Origin of the sequence: Citrobacter braakii (assembly GCF_009648935.1) — a bacterium.
GTDB classification, from domain to species: domain Bacteria; phylum Pseudomonadota; class Gammaproteobacteria; order Enterobacterales; family Enterobacteriaceae; genus Citrobacter; species Citrobacter braakii.
The window spans coordinates 1-23472 of record NZ_CP045771.1 but is presented as its reverse complement, the minus strand read 5'-3'; the positions used below and the strand labels follow the sequence as shown (position 1 = coordinate 23472).

The window sequence follows — 23472 nt, the reverse complement described above, 5'->3', positions numbered from 1 at the left end:
TTGTGTCGAAGGAATCTGAAGATGTCTGAACCTCGTTTCGTCCACCTGCGGGTGCACAGCGACTACTCCATGATCGATGGGCTGGCGAAAACCGGGCCGCTGGTGAAAAAGGCGGCCGCGTTAGGCATGCCTGCGCTGGCGATCACCGATTTTACCAACCTGTGTGGTCTGGTGAAGTTTTACGGAGCGGGTCACGGTGCGGGTATCAAGCCGATAGTTGGCGCAGATTTTCATGTCCGTAGCGAGCTGCTGGGCGATGAACTCACGCAGCTCACCGTGCTGGCCGCAAACAATACTGGCTATCAGAACCTGACGTTGTTGATATCGAAAGCCTATCAGCGTGGTTATGGCGCAGAAGGGCCGGTCATCGACCGGGATTGGCTGGCCGAGTTAAAAGAAGGTTTGATTTTGCTCTCCGGCGGCCGCATGGGCGACGTCGGGCGCAGCCTGCTGCGCGGTAATAGCGCACTGGTTGATGAGTGCGTAGCGTTTTACGAAGAACATTTTCCAAATTGTTACTTCCTCGAGCTTATCCGCACCGGCAGGCAAGATGAAGAAAATTATCTGCATGCAGCGGTAGAGCTGGCGGAAAGGCGTGGTCTTCCGGTGGTGGCGACCAACGATGTTCGTTTCCTTGAAACCGGTGATTTTGACGCGCATGAAATCCGCGTGGCAATCCATGACGGGTTCACCCTTGACGACCCGAAACGCCCACGTAATTATTCGCCGCAGCAGTACATGCGTAGCGAAGATGAGATGTGCGAGCTGTTTTCCGATATTCCGGAAGCGCTGCAAAACACCGTTGAGATAGCTAAGCGCTGTAACGTGACGGTACGTCTGGGTGAGTATTTCCTGCCACAGTTCCCGACCGGTGATATGACCACCGAGGATTTCCTCGTGGCGAAATCGCGCGAAGGTCTGGAAGAGCGTCTGGCGTTTTTGTTCCCAGACCCTGAAGTTCGCGCCCAGAAGCGCCCGCCTTATGACGAACGTCTGGAAGTTGAACTTAAAGTTATCAACCAGATGGGATTTCCTGGCTACTTCCTGATCGTGATGGAATTTATCCAGTGGTCGAAAGATAACGGCGTACCGGTAGGCCCGGGACGTGGTTCCGGTGCTGGCTCGCTTGTCGCCTATGCGCTGAAAATTACCGACCTGGATCCGCTGGAATTTGACCTGCTGTTCGAACGATTCCTGAACCCGGAACGTGTCTCAATGCCCGACTTCGACGTTGACTTCTGTATGGAGAAACGCGACCGGGTAATTGAACACGTGGCGGAAATGTACGGTCGTGATGCGGTTTCGCAGATTATTACCTTCGGTACGATGGCGGCCAAAGCGGTTATCCGCGACGTGGGGCGCGTGCTGGGACACCCGTACGGCTTCGTGGACCGTATTTCGAAACTGGTGCCGCCCGATCCGGGCATGACGCTGGCAAAAGCCTTTGAAGCCGAACCCCAACTGCCGGAAATCTATGAGGCAGATGAAGAGGTTAAAGCGCTGATCGATATGGCGCGTAAGCTGGAAGGTGTCACGCGTAACGCCGGTAAACACGCCGGTGGTGTAGTTATCGCGCCGACCAAAATTACCGATTTTGCGCCGCTGTACTGCGATGAACAGGGGCTGCACCCGGTTACTCAGTTTGATAAGAACGACGTGGAATATGCCGGCCTTGTGAAGTTCGACTTCCTCGGCCTGCGTACGCTCACCATCATCAACTGGGCGCTGGAAATGATTAACGCGCGCCGTGAAAAGAACGGCGAGCCGCCGCTGGATATCGCCGCTATCCCGCTGGATGACAAGAAAAGCTTCGACATGCTGCAACGCTCGGAGACCACGGCGGTCTTCCAGCTAGAATCCCGCGGCATGAAAGATCTTATCAAACGTCTGCAGCCTGACTGCTTCGAAGATATGATCGCCCTGGTGGCCCTGTTCCGTCCTGGTCCGCTACAGTCGGGGATGGTAGATAACTTTATCGACCGTAAGCATGGTCGCGAAGAGATTTCCTACCCGGACGTACAATGGCAGCATGAGTGTCTGAAACCGGTACTGGAGCCGACCTACGGCATTATCCTGTATCAGGAACAGGTTATGCAGATTGCCCAGGAGCTGTCCGGATATACCCTTGGCGGTGCGGACATGTTGCGTCGTGCGATGGGTAAGAAAAAGCCGGAAGAGATGGCTAAGCAGCGCGGCACCTTTGAAGAAGGGGCGAAAAAGCGCGGCGTCGACGGCGAACTGGCGATGAAAATCTTTGACCTGGTGGAGAAATTCGCCGGTTACGGATTTAACAAATCGCACTCCGCTGCCTATGCGCTGGTCTCTTACCAGACGCTATGGCTGAAGGCGCATTACCCCGCCGAGTTTATGGCGGCGGTAATGACCGCCGATATGGATAACACCGAGAAAGTGGTCGGGCTGGTGGATGAATGCTGGCGTATGGGGCTCAAAATCCTGCCGCCGGACATCAACTCCGGGCTTTATCATTTTCACGTGAATGATGATGGCGAAATTGTCTATGGCATCGGCGCGATAAAAGGCGTGGGTGAAGGGCCAATTGAAGCTATTATTGAGGCGCGCAACGAAGGCGGTTACTTCCGCGAGCTGTTTGATCTCTGTGCGCGCACGGACATCAAAAAACTCAACCGCCGGGTGCTGGAAAAGTTAATCATGTCCGGGGCGTTTGACCGCCTTGGCCCACATCGCGCGGCGTTGATGAATTCACTCAACGATGCGCTAAAAGCCGCCGATCAGCATGCGAAAGCCGAGGCAACGGGTCAGGCGGACATGTTTGGCGTGCTGGCTGAAGAGCCGGAACAAATTGAACAGTCTTATGCTAACTGTACACCGTGGCCGGAGCAGGTGGTATTAGAAGGGGAACGTGAAACGTTAGGGCTTTACCTGACGGGACACCCCATCAACCAGTATTTAAAAGAAATTGAGCGCTATGTTGGAGGCCACAGGCTGAAAGACATGCATCCGACAGAACGTGGTAAAGTCACCACGGCTGCGGGGCTCGTCATTGCTGCGCGGGTAATGGTCACCAAGCGCGGCAATCGTATCGGCATCTGTACCCTGGATGACCGTTCCGGGCGTCTGGAAGTTATGTTGTTTACCGACGCCCTGGATAAATACCAGCAATTGCTGGAAAAAGACCGCATACTTATCGTCAGCGGACAGGTCAGCTTTGATGACTTCAGCGGCGGGCTTAAAATGATGGCCCGTGAAGTCATGGATATTGACGAAGCCCGGGAAAAATATGCTCGCGGGCTTGCTATCTCGCTGACGGACAGGCAAATTGATGACCAGCTTTTAAACCGACTCCGTCAGTCTCTGGAACCCCACCGCTCGGGGACAATTCCAGTACATCTCTACTATCAGAGGGCGGATGCACGTGCGCGATTGCGTTTTGGCGCAACGTGGCGTGTCTCTCCGAGCGATCGTTTGCTAAACGATCTCCGTGGCCTTATTGGTTCGGAGCAGGTGGAACTGGAGTTTGACTAATACAGGAATACTATGAGTCTGAATTTCCTTGATTTTGAACAGCCGATTGCAGAGCTGGAAGCAAAAATCGATTCTCTGACTGCGGTTAGCCGTCAGGATGAGAAACTGGATATTAACATCGATGAAGAAGTGCATCGTCTGCGTGAAAAAAGCGTAGAGCTGACGCGTAAAATCTTCGCCGATCTTGGCGCATGGCAGGTAGCCCAGTTGGCGCGCCATCCACAGCGTCCGTACACCCTGGATTATGTCCGCCTGGCATTTGATGAATTTGATGAGCTGGCGGGCGATCGCGCCTATGCGGATGATAAAGCTATTGTCGGCGGCATCGCGCGTCTGGATGGTCGTCCGGTGATGATCATTGGTCATCAGAAAGGCCGTGAGACCAAAGAAAAAATTCGTCGTAATTTCGGCATGCCGGCACCGGAAGGCTATCGCAAAGCGCTGCGTCTGATGGAAATGGCCGAGCGTTTCAATATGCCGATCATTACTTTCATCGACACCCCTGGGGCTTATCCGGGCGTGGGCGCGGAAGAACGTGGTCAGTCTGAAGCGATTGCGCGCAACCTGCGTGAAATGTCGCGTCTGAGCGTACCGGTAATCTGCACCGTTATTGGTGAAGGTGGTTCCGGCGGCGCGCTGGCGATCGGCGTAGGCGATAAAGTGAATATGCTGCAATACAGCACCTATTCCGTTATCTCCCCGGAAGGTTGTGCCTCCATTCTGTGGAAAAGCGCCGACAAAGCGCCGCTGGCCGCAGAAGCGATGGGGATTATCGCGCCGCGTCTGAAAGAGCTGAAGCTTATCGACTCTATCATCCCGGAACCGCTGGGCGGCGCGCACCGCAACCCGGAAGTGATGGCTGCGTCCCTGAAAGCACAACTGCTGGCCGATCTCGCCGACCTCGACGTGTTAAGCAAAGATGATTTGAAAAACCGTCGTTACCAGCGTCTGATGAGCTACGGTTACGCGTAAACTGCATTAATTCTGAAAAGGGCCACAACGCTGTGGCCCTTTTTTTTACCTGTGGTTTCACCAGGCTATGATTAACTAAGGTTTTTCCAGGAGGATCGCATGAATATCATTGCCATCATGGGACCGCATGGCGTCTTTTATAAAGATGAGCCCATCAAGGAACTTGAGCGTGCGCTGCAACAGCAGGGGTTTCAGATTATCTGGCCGCAGAATAGCGTCGACCTGCTTAAGTTTATCGAACATAACCCACGAATTTGCGGTGTCATTTTTGACTGGGATGAATACAGTCTGGATCTGTGCAGTGACATCAACCAGCTCAACGAGTATCTCCCGCTCTACGCCTTTATTAATACCCATTCGACGATGGATGTCAGCGCGCACGACCTGCGCATGGCGCTGTGGTTTTTTGAGTATGCGCTGGGCCAGTCTGAAGATATTGCAACCCGCATCCGTCAGTACACCAGCGAATACCTCGATAACATCACCCCTCCTTTCACCAAGGCGCTGTTTACCTATGTGAAGGAAGGAAAGTACACCTTCTGCACGCCCGGACATATGGCGGGAACGGCGTATCAGAAAAGCCCGGTCGGCTGCCTGTTCTATGATTTCTTTGGCGGCAATACGCTGAAGGCCGACGTGTCTATTTCCGTGACTGAACTGGGTTCGCTGCTGGATCATACCGGCCCGCATCTGGAAGCGGAGGAGTATATCGCGCGCACCTTTGGTGCCGAGCAGAGCTATATGGTGACCAACGGCACCTCGACGTCGAACAAGATTGTCGGCATGTATGCCGCGCCTTCAGGCAGTACGCTACTGATTGATCGCAACTGTCATAAGTCGCTGGCGCATTTGCTAATGATGAGCGATGTGGTGCCAATCTGGCTGAAGCCTACGCGCAATGCGCTGGGGATCCTCGGCGGTATACCTCGTCGGGAATTCACCCGCGCAAGCATTGAACGCAAGGTAGAAGAGACCCCTCAGGCACTATGGCCGGTACACGCGGTGATCACCAACTCCACCTATGACGGCCTGTTGTATAACACCAACTGGATCAAGCAAACCCTGGATGTGCCCTCCATTCATTTTGATTCTGCCTGGGTGCCGTATACCCATTTTCACCCGATCTATCAGGGGAAAAGCGGGATGAGCGGCGAACGGGTGCCGGGGAAAGTGATTTTTGAAACCCAGTCAACCCACAAGATGCTGGCGGCACTATCACAGGCTTCTCTGATCCACATTAAGGGCGACTACGACGAAGAGACGTTCAACGAAGCCTTTATGATGCACACTTCCACTTCCCCGAGCTACCCGATTGTCGCGTCGATAGAAACGGCGGCGGCAATGCTGCGTGGCAATTCAGGCAAGCGGTTGATCAATCGTTCGGTGGAGCGGGCGCTGCATTTCCGTAAAGAAGTGCAGCGGCTACGCGAAGAGTCGGATGGCTGGTTCTTTGATATCTGGCAGCCGGAAAGGGTAGATGAAGCGGAGTGCTGGCCGGTAGCGCCTGGTGAAGACTGGCACGGATTTGTTGATGCTGACGCCGATCATATGTTCCTCGACCCGGTGAAGGTCACCATTCTTACGCCGGGAATGGATGAACAGGGAAATATGAGTGAAGAGGGGATCCCTGCGGCGCTGGTGGCGAAATTCCTTGATGAGCGCGGCTTCGTTGTCGAGAAAACGGGACCGTATAATCTGTTGTTCCTGTTTAGTATTGGCATTGATAAAACCCGGGCGATGGGGCTACTGCGCGGCCTGACGGAATTTAAACGCTCGTACGATCTGAATTTACGCGTGAAAAATATGCTGCCGGATCTGTATGCCGAGGATCCCGATTTCTATCGTAATATGCGTATTCAGGATCTGGCGCAGGGGATCCATAAGCTGATCCGCCAGCACGATCTCTCCGGGCTGATGCTGCGGGCATTTGATACCTTACCGGAAATGAAAATGACCCCGCACCAGGCCTGGCAGCGGCAGATCAAAGGTGAGGTCGAAACGGTGGCGCTCGATCAACTGGTGGGGCGCATTTCTGCCAATATGATTCTGCCTTATCCTCCCGGTGTGCCGCTCTTGATGCCCGGGGAAATGATCACGGCCAAAAGTCGGGCTGTACTCGATTTTCTGCTGATGTTGTGTTCAGTGGGCCATCACTATCCTGGATTTGAAACCGATATCCATGGCGCTAAACTGGGTGAAGATGGCGTGTATCGCGTGCGAGTCCTAAAAATGGCATGACGACTTGCGTGAACCCATTACGCACGAGTAACGTGCTGGCAGAAAAACGAAAGAGGCGATGACGCTATGCTGGGATTAAAACAGGTTCACCATATTGCCATTATTGCGACGGATTACGCGGCGAGTAAGGCATTTTACTGTGATGTGCTGGGCTTTACGCTAATCAGCGAAGCCTACCGGGAAGAACGTGACTCGTGGAAGGGTGATCTGGCATTGAACGGTCAGTATGTGATTGAGCTTTTTTCTTTTCCATTTCCGCCTTGCCGTCCGAGCCGACCGGAAGCCTGCGGTTTACGCCATCTGGCGTTCAGCGTAGATGACGTGGAAAAAGCGATCGCGCATCTGGAAGCTCACCACGTGAAGTGCGAATCCGTGCGTATCGATCCGTTTACCGGCAAACGCTTTACGTTTTTTAACGATCCGGACGGATTACCGCTCGAACTGTACGAGCTGTAAGTCTTATCATTGTGGCATTAGCCCGGCAATGTGCCGGGCAATGCCATTGTAAGTAACCATCATGACGACACTCACGCTGAACACTTCACTGCTAAATTCTCAATCGATTCTGGTCGCCTTTAGCGGCGGGCTGGATTCCACCGTGCTGCTGCATCAGCTGGTACTGTGGCGAGCGCAAAATCCTGAGGTTGCCTTGCGCGCAATCCATATTCATCACGGATTAAGCCCGCAGGCAGACAGTTGGGTGCAACACTGTGAGTCGGTATGCGCACAGTGGCAGGTGCCGCTGGTGGTTGAACGGGTCCATCTTGAGGATGATGGTCTGGGCATCGAAGCTCAGGCGCGACGCGCGCGCTATCAGGCATTTGCGCAGACCTTACTACCGGGTGAAGTGCTGATGACCGCCCAGCATCTCGACGACCAGTGTGAAACCTTTCTACTGGCGCTAAAGCGCGGCAGTGGTCCTGCCGGGCTTTCCGCCATGGGCGAAAGCTCACCATTTGCCGGAACCCAACTGATTCGACCGCTGCTGGCGCAAACGCGAGAGGCGCTTGAAGCATGGGTGCGACAGCATGAATTATGCTGGATCGAAGATGAAAGTAATCAGGATGATGCCTACGATCGCAATTTTCTCAGATTGCGCGTTACCCCGTTGCTCCAACAACGATGGCCGCACTTCGCGCAAGCCGCAGCCCGTAGCGCCGCGCTGTGCGCCGAGCAGGAGAGTTTACTGGATGAACTGCTGGCCAACGATTTAGCCGACTGCGTGACTGCCCAAGGCACGCTGTTACTGGCACCGTTAATGATGATGAGTGGCGTGCGGCGTGCCGCTCTGCTTCGTCGCTGGTTGGCGGGGGTAAATGCGCCGATGCCTTCCCGGGACGGGCTGGAACGTATCTGGCAGGAAGTGGCGTTGGCGCGAGAAGATGCTTCCCCCTGTTTTCGTCTAGGAGAATATGAGGTCCGTCGCTATCAGTCACAGCTATGGTGGGTCAAATCGGTCGACGGGCAAAGCGAAACAGTCATCCCGTGGTCATGCCGGGAAACGCCGTTGACGCTGCCTGCCGGGTTAGGCTCGGTGCAGCTAATCTCTGCTGGCGAATTGCGCATGCCGCAAGCAGGTGAAGCGATCAGTATTCGTTTTAAAGCTCCAGGCGTATTGCATATTGTCGGGCGTAACGGTGGACGTAAATTAAAGAAAATCTGGCAGGAGCAGGGGATCCCGCCCTGGCGACGAGATACCACGCCGTTGTTGTTTTACGGTGAAACGTTGATTGCGGCTGCGGGTGTTTTTGTGACGCGTGAGGGTGCGGCGGTAGATGAAGAAGGTATGAGTCTGATTTGGCATGCCTGATGGCGGTGCGATTATCAGGCCTGGTCATTTAGGCCTGATAAGGCGCAAGAAAAGTTAAGATTCGCTGACGACCACGGTACCGATTTGCGGGTGGCTGAAGCTGGCAATTTTATCGAGACGAAGCTCCCGGGTTTCACCTGCGACATCTGCGACCAGATACTCCACGTTTTTGCGTGAAACCAGGTCATTCGCTTTCGCCTGCAAAACTTCGCCATCTTTTAGCGCCAGCGTCAGTAACAAATGGTTCTGGCAGGCGAGTTCAAGATTGTCGTAATCATCACAATTGATGGGTTGATACGTTTCATTCATTGACATAATCGCTCACCAGTAAGTTGGCGGCAGCATAGGCCGCTTTTTCCCTGACCGACTCTGGAAGGGCGCTGTCTGCCGCCACTTCATTAAGCACCTTCAATACGCAACCCAGCGCATCCGGGATATACCCTAAGTCTCCGCTGGCGATTTCCGCGTACCGCTTGCGTATTAACTCACAATATTTTTCCACATGCCCTCCTGTCAGCACTCTGACTTAACCGTGGATGCAAGTCTAAGCCTACGAAGATAAACTCTGTTTAGCAAGGTGACTATACCATACTCATTCAAGCAATATCAGCGCCTTGATTGAGGAGCTGTTAGCAGCCTTTTGCCGCAGTTTTCGCTACAATGAGCGCCTGATTCGAAAGGAGTTCTCTCATGGCGCTTAAAGCGACAATTTATAAAGCCGTCGTCAACGTAGCGGATCTCGACCGCAACCAGTTCCTTGACGCGGCCTTGACGCTGGCGCGTCATCCCTCTGAAACCCAGGAGCGCATGATGCTGCGCCTGCTGGCCTGGATTAAATATGCCGATGAACGGCTGCAGTTCACGCGTGGCCTGAGTGCTGAAGACGAGCCTGAAGCATGGCTGCGTAACGACCATCTGGGCATCGATCTCTGGATTGAACTGGGGCTGCCGGATGAGCGTCGTATTAAAAAAGCCTGTACCCAGTCTGGTGAGGTTGCTCTGTTTACTTACAACAGCCGTGCGGCCCAGATCTGGTGGCAGCAAAACCAGAACAAGTGTGCGCAGTTTAAAAATCTCACCGTGTGGTATCTGGATGATGAACAGCTGGCGCAACTGAGTGATTTTGCTGGTCGTACAATGGCGCTGCAGGCAACTATCCAGGATGGCGCTATCTGGCTGTCTGATTCTCAGAACAATCTGGAAATTCATCTGACCGCGTGGCAGCCGCGTTGATGATTGTTATCTCCCGAAACGTCTCTATCCCTGACAGTGAGCTGGAAATCACGGCGATTCGGGCACAGGGCGCGGGCGGTCAGCACGTTAACAAGACCTCCACGGCTATCCATTTGCGCTTTGACATTCGGGCCTCAGGCCTGCCAGAGTATTACAAGGAACGTCTGCTGGCCGCCAGCCATCATCTGATTAGCAGCGATGGCGTTATTATCATTAAGGCGCAGGAATACCGTAGCCAGGAGCTAAATCGGGAAGCGGCAATCTCCCGACTGGTGGCGGTGATAAAAGAATTAACCGCGGTGCAAAAAAGCCGACAGGCAACACGTCCTACGCGCGCCTCGAAAGAGCGCAGGTTGTCATCGAAGGCGCAAAAATCCACAGTGAAAGCACTGCGTGGGAGAGTTCGTCGAACGCAAGACTGACGAGCGGGAATAAAAAATTATAAGGAATTCATAGTGAAAACAGCAATATTGTCCGTGGTCGCTGCATGCACGCTTTTTTCCTTGATCGGCTGTAACAACCGTACTGAAGTCGATGTACTACAGCCGACGCGGGCGGCAGAATTAAAACCGATGCAGCAAAGCTGGCGTGGCATTTTGCCTTGCGCGGACTGCGAAGGAATTGAAACCTCTCTGTTCCTGGAAAAAGACGGCACATGGGTGATGAACGAACGCTATCAGGGCGTGCGGGATGAACCGTCCTCCTTTGCTTCTTATGGTACATGGGCGCGCACTGCCGATAAGCTGGTGCTGACTGACAGCAAAGGTGAAAAGTCGTACTACCGGGCAAAAGGTGAAGCGCTGGAGATGCTCGATCGTGAAGGTAACCCGATTGAGTCACAGTTCAACTACACGCTTGAGCCAGTTTCTGCCAGCTTACCGGTGACGCCAATGCCGATGCGGGGGATGTACTTCTATATGGCTGACGCGGCAACCTTCACTGATTGTGCGACGGGTAAAAGAGTCTCTGTCGCGAACAATGCACAACTGGAGCGAGATTATCTGACTGCGCGTGGTGCAACGGATAAGGCAGTTCTGCTTACTGTGGAAGGGCACTTCACGATGGAAGAAAATCCTGATACAGGCACGCCAGTGAAAACCTTAAGAGCGGATAAAGAAATTAAGTTTATCCCTGGCCAGAGTTGCGATGATTAATCTGCAGCTTATAAAAACTGTCCGGCGATCGCCCGGACAGTTTTTCCTTATCGGATCAATCCAACAAAACGGCTGGTTTTGATATAAATCCCTAACTTCAGGTGGCCGATATACTGGAGCTGCGTTTCAGACTTAAACGCGGAAATGTCACCTTCGCGCATATGCATCAGGTCGGAAGGGCTAATCCAACCCGGCTGCGCCATTGTTAGCGGGTGCCCGGCTGTGGCAAACGCATCGGTTACAAATTCGGAGCAAAACCACGCCTTCTTTTCTCCTTCGCTGGTATTGTTCAACTGTGCTTTTGCCAGCCCACTGACGCATTGCTGGCGAAAATCCTCTGAGAAAGGATTCAATGAACATATTTGCCGGGTCACCATAAACGGAATAAATTCGACGATGCCGCGGTAGTTATAGCCGCTATCTTTGATTTTATAAGCGAATGTTTTGATTTCTTCGGCCTGCTGCGGTGTGAGGTTGGGGACCCGCAGAGCAAAAAGCTTATCGCTGTGATTTTCAGCCTTTTTAAGCGAAATGATTTGTACTCCCGCCCCGGTCGCTTCGGCAACTTCATTATCGCCAAGGTAAACGGCGACATGGCTGACAGAAGAGCTGCTGAACGCGCGAATACCAAATGAGGTCACCCCAAGACTAGAGGAAAACAGCAGGTCGCCCGGCCGGAGGTCGGTATCCGTAATTTCATGCAGCGCTTGATCGGTAAATGAGCTTTGATGCTGGAGTTTTATCTCCCATTTCTTTGCCTGGGCATCAACAGCGGTTGCTGATGAATTTTGCTGACTGACGTCAATCGTGCAGGCTGAAAGCAGAAGACCGAAGGGGAGGAGCAGGCGGTAATACGCCGTTGGTTTAGCCATTTTATACAATCCATGTAAAAAAGGCCCTGATCCTCAGGGCCTTGTGCTGGTATTAGCCTTTAATAGCTTTGACCAGGTAGTCGACGATGTCGCCGGTTTTAATCAGCTCTTTCTCGCCGTTACGACGGTATTTGTATTCGATATCGTCGTTGTCGAGGTTACGGTCGCCCAGCACGATGGTATGCGGAATACCGATGAGCTCCATATCAGCAAACATCACGCCTGGACGCTCTTTACGATCGTCCATCAGCACTTCAATACCCTGCGCGCGCAGCTCCGCGTACAGCTTCTCAGCCAGCTCCTGCACACGGTAGGATTTGTGCATGTTCATCGGCAGAATAGCAACCTGGAACGGAGCAATGGCGTCTGGCCATACAATGCCGCGATCGTCGTAGTTCTGTTCAATCGCGGCAGCCACAACGCGAGTGACCCCGATACCGTAGCAGCCCATGGTCAGCGTCTGGTTACGACCATCTTCTCCCTGAACGGCGGCTTTCATCGCTTCAGAGTACTTGGTACCCAATTGGAAGATGTGGCCCACTTCGATACCGCGTTTGATCATCAGCGTACCTTTGCCATCCGGGCTTGGATCGCCGACGACCACGTTACGAATGTCAGCCACTTCCGGGGTGGCCACATCGCGATCCCAGTTGATACCGAAATAGTGTTTACCGTCGATGTTGGCACCGGCAGCAAAATCGCTCATTACCGCAACGGTACGGTCGATAACCACCGGAATCGGCATGTTCACCGGACCCAGAGATCCAGGACCTGCTTTAACCAGCGCACGAATTTCTTCTTCGGTGGCGAAGGTCAGCGGGCTGGCAACCTGCGGCAGTTTTTCCGCCTTGACTTCGTTCAGCTCGTGATCGCCACGAACCAGCAGCGCAACCAGCGGGTAGCTGCTGCCTTCAACCGCTTTCACCAGCAGGGTTTTCACGGTTTTCTCGATAGGCAGGTTGAATTGTTCAACCAGCTCGGCGATGGTTTTAGCGTTCGGCGTATCAACCAGCGTCATTTCCTGCGTTGCAGCGGCGCGCGGTTCTTTCGGTGCAACAGCTTCGGCAAACTCGATATTTGCCGCATAGTCGGAAGAGTCAGAGAAGATCACATCGTCTTCACCGCTCTGCGCCAGCACCTGGAATTCGTGAGAGGCGCTGCCGCCGATAGAACCGGTATCCGCTTGTACCGCACGGAAATCCAGCCCCATACGGCTGAAGATTTTGCTGTACGCAGCGTACATCGCGTCGTAGGTTTCCTGCAGAGATTCCTGAGAGGTGTGGAAAGAGTAGGCATCTTTCATCAGGAATTCGCGGGAACGCATCACGCCGAAGCGCGGACGCACTTCGTCACGGAATTTAGTCTGGATCTGATAGAAGTTCAGCGGCAGCTGTTTGTAAGAGCTCAGCTCATTACGGATCAGGTCGGTGATCACTTCTTCATGCGTTGGGCCGAGTACGAACGAACGATCGCCACGGTCAGCAATACGCAGCAGTTCCGGGCCGTATTGTTCCCAACGGCCGCTCTCTTCCCACAGTTCAGAAGGCTGAACGACCGGCATCAACACCTCGATCGCACCGGCGTTATTCATCTCTTCACGCACGATGTTTTCGACTTTTTTCAGGACGCGCACGCCGGTCGGCAGCCAGGTATATAACCCGGAGGCCAGCTTGCGGATCATCCCGGCGCGCAGCATCAGCTGGTGGCTGATGACCTCGGCGTCGGCAGGTGTCTCCTTCAGAGTGGAGAGCAGATATTGGCTAGTACGCATGTTGTTACGGTTCCAGTTGAACGATCGAACAGGCTCAAAATGAGCCTGGCACAAAACAAAAGTGGTTTAGTTTACCAGCGAGAAGGGGATGTCAAAAGAGTACGCGATGCAAATTAGCGGGCTTCCAGAGCAAAGACCTCAAATCCTGACGGTGTCACGCGCCAGCGGACGTTAAAGTCCAGCAACCAGACGGCATAGGTTTTGCCTTCTTCCTCGTTTTTACGGTAGGCAGGACGCGGATCCTGCGCCAGCACTTCGGCAATAAACTGACGAAGATGCGGGTAACGCTGTTCGAGCTTTGGTAGTTGCTCAGCGAGCTCTTCACTGAACGTCACGTCTACACTGGCCTGCGGCGCGTCCTGAGCATAGCTGGCGCGAGCATCAGGCAGCGATTCGGCAAACGGCAGATACGGTTTTATATCCACTACCGGCGTGCCATCAACAAGATCCAGCCCGCCGAGCTCAAGGATTACATGCTCTTTATGGCAACGGATGCCCCGCAGCTCAACCAACGACATGCCAACAGGGTTCGGACGAAACGTTGAACGCGTGGCAAAGACGCCCATTCTGGCATTGCCGCCAAGACGGGGAGGGCGCACGGTTGGACGCCATCCACCTTCCATTGTCTGGTGAAAAACAAAAATCACCCACAAATGGCTGAAGGCTTCCAGGCCGCGAACGGCATCGGCCTGGTTATAAGGTGCGAGCAAATGCAGTTCACCGTTGGCACTTTTCACCAGACCCGGCTGGCGTGGAACGGCGAACTTTTCTTTATAAGGTGAGCGGATAACGCCTATTTGCTCGAGCTGAAAATGGCTCATTTCGCCGAAATGTTCAGTGCAGAACCGATGCAAACCGCCTGGCGATAGCAACCCGGCGTTCCGCTGGTTACTTCGCAACTGTGCAGCAATACCGCATTTGCTTTCATTTTAGATGCGTTAATCTGCATGCGTTTGCGTGCGGTTGGAATGCTCGGCGGTGAATCCTGGTTGGATGCCTGGCAGGATTCGCCGCTGACTTCGCCGAGATCGCGGAACGGTTTGCCAACTAAATCTTCAGCGTTAGTAATGATTCTTACTGGCGCCGCGCGCGGTGCTTTGGGTTTTTCCGGCTCCGCTTTAGGCGGGGTAGCGGTGCTTTGAACGGGTTCAACAGGGGATCTGCTTAACATAGAACAGCCGCTCAGCATGAGTGCTACTAAACAGATCGGTAAAGCACGCATAATATTTCCTCAATGAATGATCTAAACGTCAGATATTGAATCAGGTGCTTGCATAAATGACAAGACGGGCAAGCGCCCGTCCTGATGATATTACAGATTCTGGAAACAGCCTAAAATTACCAGCCCTTAACAGCACCGCCGTTGAAGACTTTGTTTGCTGCTTCGTACACTTCGTCAGACTGGTATGCCTGAACGAATTTCTTCACATTCTCAGCATCTTTATTGTCTTCACGAGTCACGATCAGGTTTACGTACGGAGAATCTTTATCTTCAACAAAGATACCGTCTTTAGCCGGGGTCAGGCCGATCTGGCTGGCGTAGGTCGTGTTGATGACCGCCAGTGCGATTTGTGCATCGTCCAGGGAACGCGGCAGCTGCGGCGCTTCCAGTTCAACCAGCTTCAGGTTTTTCGGGTTTTCAATCACGTCCAGCGCGGTCGGCAGCAGACCAACACCGTCTTTCAGTTTGATTAAGCCCACTTTTTGCAGCAGCAGCAGGGAGCGGCCAAGGTTAGTCGGATCGTTTGGAATCGCGACCTGAGAGCCTTCCTGCAACTCATCCAGTGACTTGATTTTTTTAGAGTAGCCCGCAATCGGGTAAACAAAAGTATTACCTGCGGCAACCAGTTTGTAGCCGCGATCTTTGATCTGTTGATCCAGATACGGTTTGTGCTGGAAGGCGTTAGCATCGATATCGCCTTTGCTCAGTGCTTCGTTAGGCAGGACGTAATCGTTAAACGTGACCAGCTCAACGTCCAGACCGTATTTTTCTTTAGCCACTTTCTGCGCGACTTCTGCGACCTGCTGCTCTGCGCCAACAATAACGCCCACTTTGATGTGGTTAGGATCTTTTTCATCCTGACCGCAACCCACAAGTGCCAGAGAACCGATCAGGGCTCCAACTGCCGCAAAGGTTTTGAATTTGAACGCCATGCTTATTTCCTTTTCTTAATGAGTTTTTAGTGTTGTGTGCAACGTTATTTGTGCGTGACAGCCCGGACGATGCGATCGCCGGATAACTGAATTAAATAAACCAGAATGACGAGCAATACCAGCACTGTATTCATGACGGTAGCGTTGTAGCCAATATAACCGTACTGATAACCAATCTGGCCAAGACCACCGGCACCGACGGCACCGCCCATCGCGGAATACCCCACCAGCGTGATAAGGGTGATGGTGGCCGCATTGACCAGTCCAGGCAGTGCTTCTGGTAGTAATACCTTACGTACAATTTGCAGCGGCGTGGCACCCATTGCACGAGAGGCTTCAATCAGCCCGGTCGGGATTTCGAGCAGCGCGTTTTCCACCATACGGGCGATAAACGGCGCGGCGCCGACGGTCAGCGGGACGATAGCGGCCTGCAGCCCAATAGAGGTGCCAACGATCATGCGGGTGAACGGAATCATCCACACCAGCAAGATAATGAACGGGATGGAACGGAAAATATTCACCAGTGCAGAGAGCGTGCGGTAGAGCTTCGCGTTCTCAATGATTTGCCCCGGCCGCGTTACGTACAGCAACACGCCAACCGGCAGGCCAATCACAAAACCAAAAAAACCGGACACAAAGGTCATTGCCAGCGTTTCCCATACGCCGCGAACCAGTAGCCACATCATCGGCTCAGACATAACCCAGTACCTCTACTTTTACATGGTGTTCCTGCAACCAGTTAATGGCCGCTTGTGTATCTTCCTGTGTGCCGTGCATTTCAGTCAGCATGATGCCGAACTTCACGCCGCCGGCGTAATCCATCTGCGCGCTAATAATGTTGTTATTCACATTAAAGCGACGGGCCGTCTCAGAAAGTAATGGCGCATCAACCGAATGACCGGTGAATTCCATGCGCAGCATTGGCACGCTGTCGGCTTCTGGCTTTGCTTTTAAACGTTCCAGATAATCTTCCGGGATATCCAGGTGTAGTGTGGACTGGATAAATTTCTGTGCCAGCGGCGTTTTCGGGTGGGAGAACACTTCGCTGACGGTGTCCTGCTCAATCAGCTCACCATTACTGATGACCGCCACGCAGTCACAAATGCGTTTTACAACGTCCATCTCATGGGTAATCAGCAGAATGGTGAGTCCCAAACGACGGTTAATGTCTTTCAATAATTCCAGAATCGAGCGGGTTGTTGCCGGATCGAGTGCGCTGGTGGCTTCATCACACAGCAACACTTTTGGATTGCTGGCCAGCGCACGCGCAATCGCCACTCGCTGTTTTTGTCCGCCGGAAAGGTTGGCCGGGTAGCTGTCGTGCTTGTCGCCAAGACCGACTAAATCCAGCAGTTCTGTTACACGGCGTTTGATCTCTTCCTTTGGCGTGTTATCCAGTTCCAGCGGCAGCGCGACGTTGCCAAACACAGTACGGGAAGAGAGCAGGTTAAAGTGTTGGAAAATCATGCCGATTTGACGGCGAGCTTTAGTCAGCTCGGATTCAGAAAGCGTCGTCAGCTCCTGACCGCCAACCTGAACACTGCCTTCGGTTGGGCGTTCAAGTAAGTTAACGCAGCGAATGAGCGTACTTTTACCGGCACCGGAGGCGCCAATGACGCCATAAATCTGCCCGGCAGGAACGTGCAGGCTGACTTTATTTAGCGCCTGAATGGTGCGAGTCCCCTGCTGGAACACTTTGGTGATATTCGAAAGTTTAATCATTGGTTATTTATTATCATAATTAAGTTAGCCGTGGCATTTTCGTCTGTCTGTGACGGTCGAAGCCGTCAACAAGATGGATGTTAAGGCATCCAGACGTCTAAATCAATCTAGCTTTGCACGATGAGCACTTTCTTGCCCGCCGAAACATGCGATACTAGAGCCACATGCCTTATTCAGGAGCTATAAAAGGTGGCAAAATCTGTACCCGCAATTTTTCTCGACCGCGACGGCACCATTAATGTGGACCACGGTTACGTACATGAGATTGACGAGTTCGAGTTTATCGACGGCGTTATTGATGCCATGCGTGAACTTAAAAATATGGGTTACGCGCTCATTATCGTGACAAACCAGTCTGGTATCGCTCGTGGCAAATTTACTGAGGCACAGTTTGAAACGTTGACCGAATGGATGGACTGGTCGCTGGCCGATCGCGACGTTGATTTGGATGGTATCTACTATTGCCCGCATCATCCGCAGGGCACAGTAGAAGAGTATCGTCAGGTCTGCGACTGTCGTAAACCGCATCCTGGAATGTTGATCTCCGCCCGAGACTTCCTGCATATCGATATGGCCGCTTCCTATATGGTAGGCGACAAGATAGAAGATATGCAGGCAGCGGCAGCGGCGAATGTTGGAACGAAGGTTCTGGTGCGCACGGGTAAACCTGTTACGCCGGAAGCAGAAAATGCGGCAGATTTGGTCATAAACAGTCTGGCAGACCTGCCAATGGCGATAAAAAAGCAGCAAAAGTAAGCGCAATGGATAAAAGGTGAGCGGTTGAAACAAAAATGCATTTTTCCGCTTGTCTTCCTGAGTCGACTCCCTATAATGCGCCTCCATCGACACGGCGGATGTGAATCACTTCACACAAACAGCCGGTTCGGTTGAAGAGAAAAACCTGAAAATGAGGGTTGACTCTGAAAGAGGAAAGCGTAATATACGCCACCTCGCGACAGAGCGCTAAAGCGCGTCGCAACTGCTCTTTAACAATTTATCAGACAATCTGTGTGGGCACTCGAAGATACGGATTCTTAACGTCGCAAGACGAAAAATGAATACCAAGTCTCTGAGTGAACACGTAATTCATTACGAAGTTTAATTCACGAGCATCAAACTTAAATTGAAGAGTTTGATCATGGCTCAGATTGAACGCTGGCGGCAGGCCTAACACATGCAAGTCGAACGGTAGCACAGAGGAGCTTGCTCCTTGGGTGACGAGTGGCGGACGGGTGAGTAATGTCTGGGAAACTGCCCGATGGAGGGGGATAACTACTGGAAACGGTAGCTAATACCGCATAACGTCGCAAGACCAAAGAGGGGGACCTTCGGGCCTCTTGCCATCGGATGTGCCCAGATGGGATTAGCTAGTAGGTGGGGTAACGGCTCACCTAGGCGACGATCCCTAGCTGGTCTGAGAGGATGACCAGCCACACTGGAACTGAGACACGGTCCAGACTCCTACGGGAGGCAGCAGTGGGGAATATTGCACAATGGGCGCAAGCCTGATGCAGCCATGCCGCGTGTATGAAGAAGGCCTTCGGGTTGTAAAGTACTTTCAGCGAGGAGGAAGGTGTTGTGGTTAATAACCGCAGCAATTGACGTTACTCGCAGAAGAAGCACCGGCTAACTCCGTGCCAGCAGCCGCGGTAATACGGAGGGTGCAAGCGTTAATCGGAATTACTGGGCGTAAAGCGCACGCAGGCGGTCTGTCAAGTCGGATGTGAAATCCCCGGGCTCAACCTGGGAACTGCATCCGAAACTGGCAGGCTAGAGTCTTGTAGAGGGGGGTAGAATTCCAGGTGTAGCGGTGAAATGCGTAGAGATCTGGAGGAATACCGGTGGCGAAGGCGGCCCCCTGGACAAAGACTGACGCTCAGGTGCGAAAGCGTGGGGAGCAAACAGGATTAGATACCCTGGTAGTCCACGCCGTAAACGATGTCGACTTGGAGGTTGTGCCCTTGAGGCGTGGCTTCCGGAGCTAACGCGTTAAGTCGACCGCCTGGGGAGTACGGCCGCAAGGTTAAAACTCAAATGAATTGACGGGGGCCCGCACAAGCGGTGGAGCATGTGGTTTAATTCGATGCAACGCGAAGAACCTTACCTACTCTTGACATCCAGAGAACTTAGCAGAGATGCTTTGGTGCCTTCGGGAACTCTGAGACAGGTGCTGCATGGCTGTCGTCAGCTCGTGTTGTGAAATGTTGGGTTAAGTCCCGCAACGAGCGCAACCCTTATCCTTTGTTGCCAGCGGTTCGGCCGGGAACTCAAAGGAGACTGCCAGTGATAAACTGGAGGAAGGTGGGGATGACGTCAAGTCATCATGGCCCTTACGAGTAGGGCTACACACGTGCTACAATGGCATATACAAAGAGAAGCGACCTCGCGAGAGCAAGCGGACCTCATAAAGTATGTCGTAGTCCGGATTGGAGTCTGCAACTCGACTCCATGAAGTCGGAATCGCTAGTAATCGTGGATCAGAATGCCACGGTGAATACGTTCCCGGGCCTTGTACACACCGCCCGTCACACCATGGGAGTGGGTTGCAAAAGAAGTAGGTAGCTTAACCTTCGGGAGGGCGCTTACCACTTTGTGATTCATGACTGGGGTGAAGTCGTAACAAGGTAACCGTAGGGGAACCTGCGGTTGGATCACCTCCTTACCTTAAAGAACCGACCTTTGTAGTGCTCACACAGATTGTCTGATGAAAAGTAAATAGCAAGGCGTCTTGCGATTGAGACTTCAGTGTCCCCTTCGTCTAGAGGCCCAGGACACCGCCCTTTCACGGCGGTAACAGGGGTTCGAATCCCCTAGGGGACGCCACTTGCTGGTATGTGTGAGTGAAAGTCGCCGACCGAAGTATCTCAAAACAGACTTCCGAGTCTCGTTTGAGATATTTGCTCTTTAAAAATCTGGATCAAGCTGAAAATTGAAACGACACACTGTTTCATTTCTCCGTAATAAGAAATGAAAAGCGGTGTGTTCGAGTCTCTCAAATTTTCGCAACACTGAAGTGTTTTACGAAACATCTTCGGGTTGTGAGGTTAAGCGACTAAGCGTACACGGTGGATGCCCTGGCAGTCAGAGGCGATGAAGGACGTGCTAATCTGCGATAAGCGTCGGTAAGGTGATATGAACCGTTATAACCGGCGATTTCCGAATGGGGAAACCCAGTGTGATTCGTCACACTATCATTGCGTGAATACATAGCGTAATGAAGCGAACCGGGGGAACTGAAACATCTAAGTACCCCGAGGAAAAGAAATCAACCGAGATTCCCCCAGTAGCGGCGAGCGAACGGGGAGCAGCCCAGAGTCTGAATCAGCATGTGTGGTAGTGGAACGGTCTGGAAAGTCCGGCGATACAGGGTGATAGCCCCGTACACAAAAGTGCATGTGTTGTGAACTCGAAGAGTAGGGCGGGACACGTGGTATCCTGTCTGAATATGGGGGGACCATCCTCCAAGGCTAAATACTCCTGACTGACCGATAGTGAACCAGTACCGTGAGGGAAAGGCGAAAAGAACCCCGGCGAGGGGAGTGAAAAAGAACCTGAAACCGTGTACGTACAAGCAGTGGGAGCCTCTTTATGGGGTGACTGCGTACCTTTTGTATAATGGGTCAGCGACTTATATTCTGTAGCAAGGTTAACCGAATAGGGGAGCCGAAGGGAAACCGAGTCTTAACTGGGCGTTAAGTTGCAGGGTATAGACCCGAAACCCGGTGATCTAGCCATGGGCAGGTTGAAGGTTGGGTAACACTAACTGGAGGACCGAACCGACTAATGTTGAAAAATTAGCGGATGACTTGTGGCTGGGGGTGAAAGGCCAATCAAACCGGGAGATAGCTGGTTCTCCCCGAAAGCTATTTAGGTAGCGCCTCGTGAACTCATCTTCGGGGGTAGAGCACTGTTTCGGCTAGGGGGTCATCCCGACTTACCAACCCGATGCAAACTGCGAATACCGAAGAATGTTATCACGGGAGACACACGGCGGGTGCTAACGTCCGTCGTGAAGAGGGAAACAACCCAGACCGCCAGCTAAGGTCCCAAAGTCATGGTTAAGTGGGAAACGATGTGGGAAGGCACAGACAGCCAGGATGTTGGCTTAGAAGCAGCCATCATTTAAAGAAAGCGTAATAGCTCACTGGTCGAGTCGGCCTGCGCGGAAGATGTAACGGGGCTAAACCATGCACCGAAGCTGCGGCAGCGACACTATGTGTTGTTGGGTAGGGGAGCGTTCTGTAAGCCGTTGAAGGTGTGCTGTGAGGCATGCTGGAGGTATCAGAAGTGCGAATGCTGACATAAGTAACGATAATGCGGGTGAAAAACCCGCACGCCGGAAGACCAAGGGTTCCTGTCCAACGTTAATCGGGGCAGGGTGAGTCGACCCCTAAGGCGAGGCCGAAAGGCGTAGTCGATGGGAAACAGGTTAATATTCCTGTACTTGGTGTTACTGCGAGGGGGGGACGGAGAAGGCTATGTTAGCCGGGCGACGGTTGTCCCGGTTTAAGCATGTAGGCGGAGATTCCAGGTAAATCCGGAGTCTTGTTAACGCTGAGGTGTGATGACGAGGCACTACGGTGCTGAAGTAACAAATGCCCTGCTTCCAGGAAAAGCCTCTAAGCATCAGGTAACACAAAATCGTACCCCAAACCGACACAGGTGGTCAGGTAGAGAATACCAAGGCGCTTGAGAGAACTCGGGTGAAGGAACTAGGCAAAATGGTGCCGTAACTTCGGGAGAAGGCACGCTGATATGTAGGTGAAGTGATTTACTCATGGAGCTGAAATCAGTCGAAGATACCAGCTGGCTGCAACTGTTTATTAAAAACACAGCACTGTGCAAACACGAAAGTGGACGTATACGGTGTGACGCCTGCCCGGTGCCGGAAGGTTAATTGATGGGGTTATCCGTAAGGAGAAGCTCTTGATCGAAGCCCCGGTAAACGGCGGCCGTAACTATAACGGTCCTAAGGTAGCGAAATTCCTTGTCGGGTAAGTTCCGACCTGCACGAATGGCGTAATGATGGCCAGGCTGTCTCCACCCGAGACTCAGTGAAATTGAACTCGCTGTGAAGATGCAGTGTACCCGCGGCAAGACGGAAAGACCCCGTGAACCTTTACTATAGCTTGACACTGAACACTGGTCCTTGATGTGTAGGATAGGTGGGAGGCTTTGAAGTGTGGACGCCAGTCTGCATGGAGCCAACCTTGAAATACCACCCTTTAATGGCTGGTGTTCTAACGTAGACCCGTAATCCGGGTTGCGGACAGTGTCTGGTGGGTAGTTTGACTGGGGCGGTCTCCTCCTAAAGAGTAACGGAGGAGCACGAAGGTTAGCTAATCCTGGTCGGACATCAGGAGGTTAGTGCAAAGGCATAAGCTAGCTTGACTGCGAGAGTGACGGCTCGAGCAGGTGCGAAAGCAGGTCTTAGTGATCCGGTGGTTCTGAATGGAAGGGCCATCGCTCAACGGATAAAAGGTACTCCGGGGATAACAGGCTGATACCGCCCAAGAGTTCATATCGACGGCGGTGTTTGGCACCTCGATGTCGGCTCATCACATCCTGGGGCTGAAGTAGGTCCCAAGGGTATGGCTGTTCGCCATTTAAAGTGGTACGCGAGCTGGGTTTAGAACGTCGTGAGACAGTTCGGTCCCTATCTGCCGTGGGCGCTGGAGAATTGAGGGGGGCTGCTCCTAGTACGAGAGGACCGGAGTGGACGCATCACTGGTGTTCGGGTTGTCATGCCAATGGCATTGCCCGGTAGCTAAATGCGGAAGAGATAAGTGCTGAAAGCATCTAAGCACGAAACTTGCCCCGAGATGAGTTCTCCCTGACCCTTTAAGGGTCCTGAAGGAACGTTGAAGACGACGACGTTGATAGGTCGGGTGTGTAAGCGTAGCGATACGTTGAGCTAACCGATACTAATGAACCGTGAGGCTTAACCTTACAACGCCGAAGATGTTTTGGCGAAAGAGACATCGAAATTCAGCTTGATTACAGATTACATCGACATGCGAAAAGTGTGTTGATAAACAGAAT

The 23472-nt window shown here is 52.8% G+C and carries 18 protein-coding genes, 1 tRNA gene and 2 rRNA genes; 12 read left to right on the top strand and 9 right to left on the bottom strand.

Annotation, left to right across the window (positions count from 1 at the left end; genetic code table 11):
• Window positions 1-21 precede the first annotated feature (21 nt).
• The 5 genes from dnaE to tilS all read left to right on the top strand — a co-directional run bounded on the left by dnaE (window position 22) and on the right by tilS (window position 8524).
• Complete coding sequence (dnaE, locus tag GFC06_RS00105; RefSeq protein ID WP_016151769.1) at window positions 22-3504, top strand: DNA polymerase III subunit alpha; 3483 nt, start codon at window positions 22-24, stop codon at window positions 3502-3504.
• Window positions 3505-3516: 12 nt separating this feature from the next.
• Complete coding sequence (gene accA, locus GFC06_RS00100) at window positions 3517-4476, top strand: acetyl-CoA carboxylase carboxyl transferase subunit alpha (RefSeq protein ID WP_003018513.1); 960 nt, start codon at window positions 3517-3519, stop codon at window positions 4474-4476.
• A 99-nt stretch (window positions 4477-4575) separates the two neighbouring features.
• A complete protein-coding gene (gene ldcC, locus GFC06_RS00095; RefSeq protein ID WP_153689709.1) occupies window positions 4576-6714 on the top strand; it encodes a lysine decarboxylase LdcC in 2139 nt (712 codons plus the stop codon).
• A 66-nt stretch (window positions 6715-6780) separates the two neighbouring features.
• Window positions 6781-7170 carry a VOC family protein gene (locus GFC06_RS00090; protein ID WP_016151771.1) on the top strand — a complete coding sequence of 130 codons (390 nt, stop codon included), beginning with the start codon at window positions 6781-6783 and terminating at the stop codon, window positions 7168-7170.
• Between the two features lie 61 nt (window positions 7171-7231).
• Window positions 7232-8524 (top strand): tRNA lysidine(34) synthetase TilS, encoded by a 1293-nt coding sequence (tilS, locus tag GFC06_RS00085; protein ID WP_153689708.1) that lies wholly within the window; start codon window positions 7232-7234, stop codon window positions 8522-8524.
• A 54-nt stretch (window positions 8525-8578) separates the two neighbouring features.
• On the opposite strand, the gene rof is transcribed toward tilS, so the two are convergent.
• A complete protein-coding gene (gene rof / locus GFC06_RS00080) occupies window positions 8579-8839 on the bottom strand; it encodes a Rho-binding antiterminator (RefSeq protein ID WP_047417117.1) in 261 nt (86 codons plus the stop codon).
• Window positions 8826-9026, bottom strand: a complete 201-nt coding sequence (locus GFC06_RS00075) for a YaeP family protein (RefSeq protein ID WP_003018499.1) — start codon at window positions 9024-9026, stop codon at window positions 8826-8828. Before GFC06_RS00075 ends, rof begins: the two co-directional genes overlap by 14 nt.
• A 188-nt stretch (window positions 9027-9214) precedes the next feature.
• Here GFC06_RS00075 and GFC06_RS00070 point away from each other — a divergent pair, with 188 nt between their 5' ends.
• The 3 genes from GFC06_RS00070 to nlpE are packed head-to-tail and all read left to right on the top strand — an operon-like array spanning window position 9215 to window position 10911.
• The gene (locus tag GFC06_RS00070) at window positions 9215-9757 is read left to right on the top strand and encodes a YaeQ family protein (RefSeq protein WP_016151774.1); all 543 of its coding nucleotides are present in this window, start codon (window positions 9215-9217) and stop codon (window positions 9755-9757) included.
• A complete protein-coding gene (gene arfB, locus GFC06_RS00065) occupies window positions 9757-10179 on the top strand; it encodes an alternative ribosome rescue aminoacyl-tRNA hydrolase ArfB (protein ID WP_016151775.1) in 423 nt (140 codons plus the stop codon). The genes GFC06_RS00070 and arfB overlap by 1 nt, the downstream gene beginning before the upstream one ends.
• A 30-nt stretch (window positions 10180-10209) precedes the next feature.
• A complete protein-coding gene (gene nlpE, locus GFC06_RS00060) occupies window positions 10210-10911 on the top strand; it encodes an envelope stress response activation lipoprotein NlpE (RefSeq protein WP_087121852.1) in 702 nt (233 codons plus the stop codon).
• Window positions 10912-10958: 47 nt separating this feature from the next.
• On the opposite strand, the gene GFC06_RS00055 is transcribed toward nlpE, so the two are convergent.
• From GFC06_RS00055 to metN, 7 genes are all read right to left on the bottom strand, one after another.
• Window positions 10959-11783 (bottom strand): YaeF family permuted papain-like enzyme, encoded by an 825-nt coding sequence (locus GFC06_RS00055; RefSeq protein ID WP_153689707.1) that lies wholly within the window; start codon window positions 11781-11783, stop codon window positions 10959-10961.
• Between the two features lie 52 nt (window positions 11784-11835).
• Window positions 11836-13554 carry a proline--tRNA ligase gene (gene proS, locus GFC06_RS00050; protein ID WP_153689706.1) on the bottom strand — a complete coding sequence of 573 codons (1719 nt, stop codon included), beginning with the start codon at window positions 13552-13554 and terminating at the stop codon, window positions 11836-11838.
• A 113-nt stretch (window positions 13555-13667) separates the two neighbouring features.
• Entirely contained in the window at window positions 13668-14375 is a 708-nt protein-coding gene (gene tsaA / locus GFC06_RS00045) for a tRNA (N6-threonylcarbamoyladenosine(37)-N6)-methyltransferase TrmO (RefSeq protein WP_153689705.1), read from the bottom strand.
• Complete coding sequence (gene rcsF / locus GFC06_RS00040) at window positions 14372-14776, bottom strand: Rcs stress response system protein RcsF (protein ID WP_016151780.1); 405 nt, start codon at window positions 14774-14776, stop codon at window positions 14372-14374. The genes tsaA and rcsF overlap by 4 nt, the downstream gene beginning before the upstream one ends.
• A gap of 116 nt (window positions 14777-14892) precedes the next feature.
• Entirely contained in the window at window positions 14893-15708 is an 816-nt protein-coding gene (gene metQ / locus GFC06_RS00035; protein ID WP_006686809.1) for a methionine ABC transporter substrate-binding lipoprotein MetQ, read from the bottom strand.
• A gap of 44 nt (window positions 15709-15752) precedes the next feature.
• Window positions 15753-16406 carry a methionine ABC transporter permease MetI gene (locus GFC06_RS00030; protein WP_016151781.1) on the bottom strand — a complete coding sequence of 218 codons (654 nt, stop codon included), beginning with the start codon at window positions 16404-16406 and terminating at the stop codon, window positions 15753-15755.
• A complete protein-coding gene (metN, locus tag GFC06_RS00025; protein ID WP_016151782.1) occupies window positions 16399-17430 on the bottom strand; it encodes a methionine ABC transporter ATP-binding protein MetN in 1032 nt (343 codons plus the stop codon). Before metN ends, GFC06_RS00030 begins: the two co-directional genes overlap by 8 nt.
• 189 nt (window positions 17431-17619) lie before the next feature.
• Between metN and gmhB the strand changes: the two genes are divergently transcribed.
• The 4 genes from gmhB to GFC06_RS00005 all read left to right on the top strand — a co-directional run bounded on the left by gmhB (window position 17620) and on the right by GFC06_RS00005 (window position 23379).
• Complete coding sequence (gene gmhB / locus GFC06_RS00020) at window positions 17620-18186, top strand: D-glycero-beta-D-manno-heptose 1,7-bisphosphate 7-phosphatase (protein ID WP_016151783.1); 567 nt, start codon at window positions 17620-17622, stop codon at window positions 18184-18186.
• A gap of 364 nt (window positions 18187-18550) precedes the next feature.
• Window positions 18551-20092 (top strand): 16S ribosomal RNA (locus tag GFC06_RS00015).
• An 85-nt stretch (window positions 20093-20177) separates the two neighbouring features.
• Window positions 20178-20253, top strand: a tRNA-Glu gene (locus GFC06_RS00010).
• Between the two features lie 219 nt (window positions 20254-20472).
• Window positions 20473-23379 (top strand): 23S ribosomal RNA (locus GFC06_RS00005).
• Together the 16S and 23S rRNA genes with 1 tRNA gene alongside form the textbook arrangement of a ribosomal RNA operon.
• Window positions 23380-23472 lie beyond the last annotated feature (93 nt).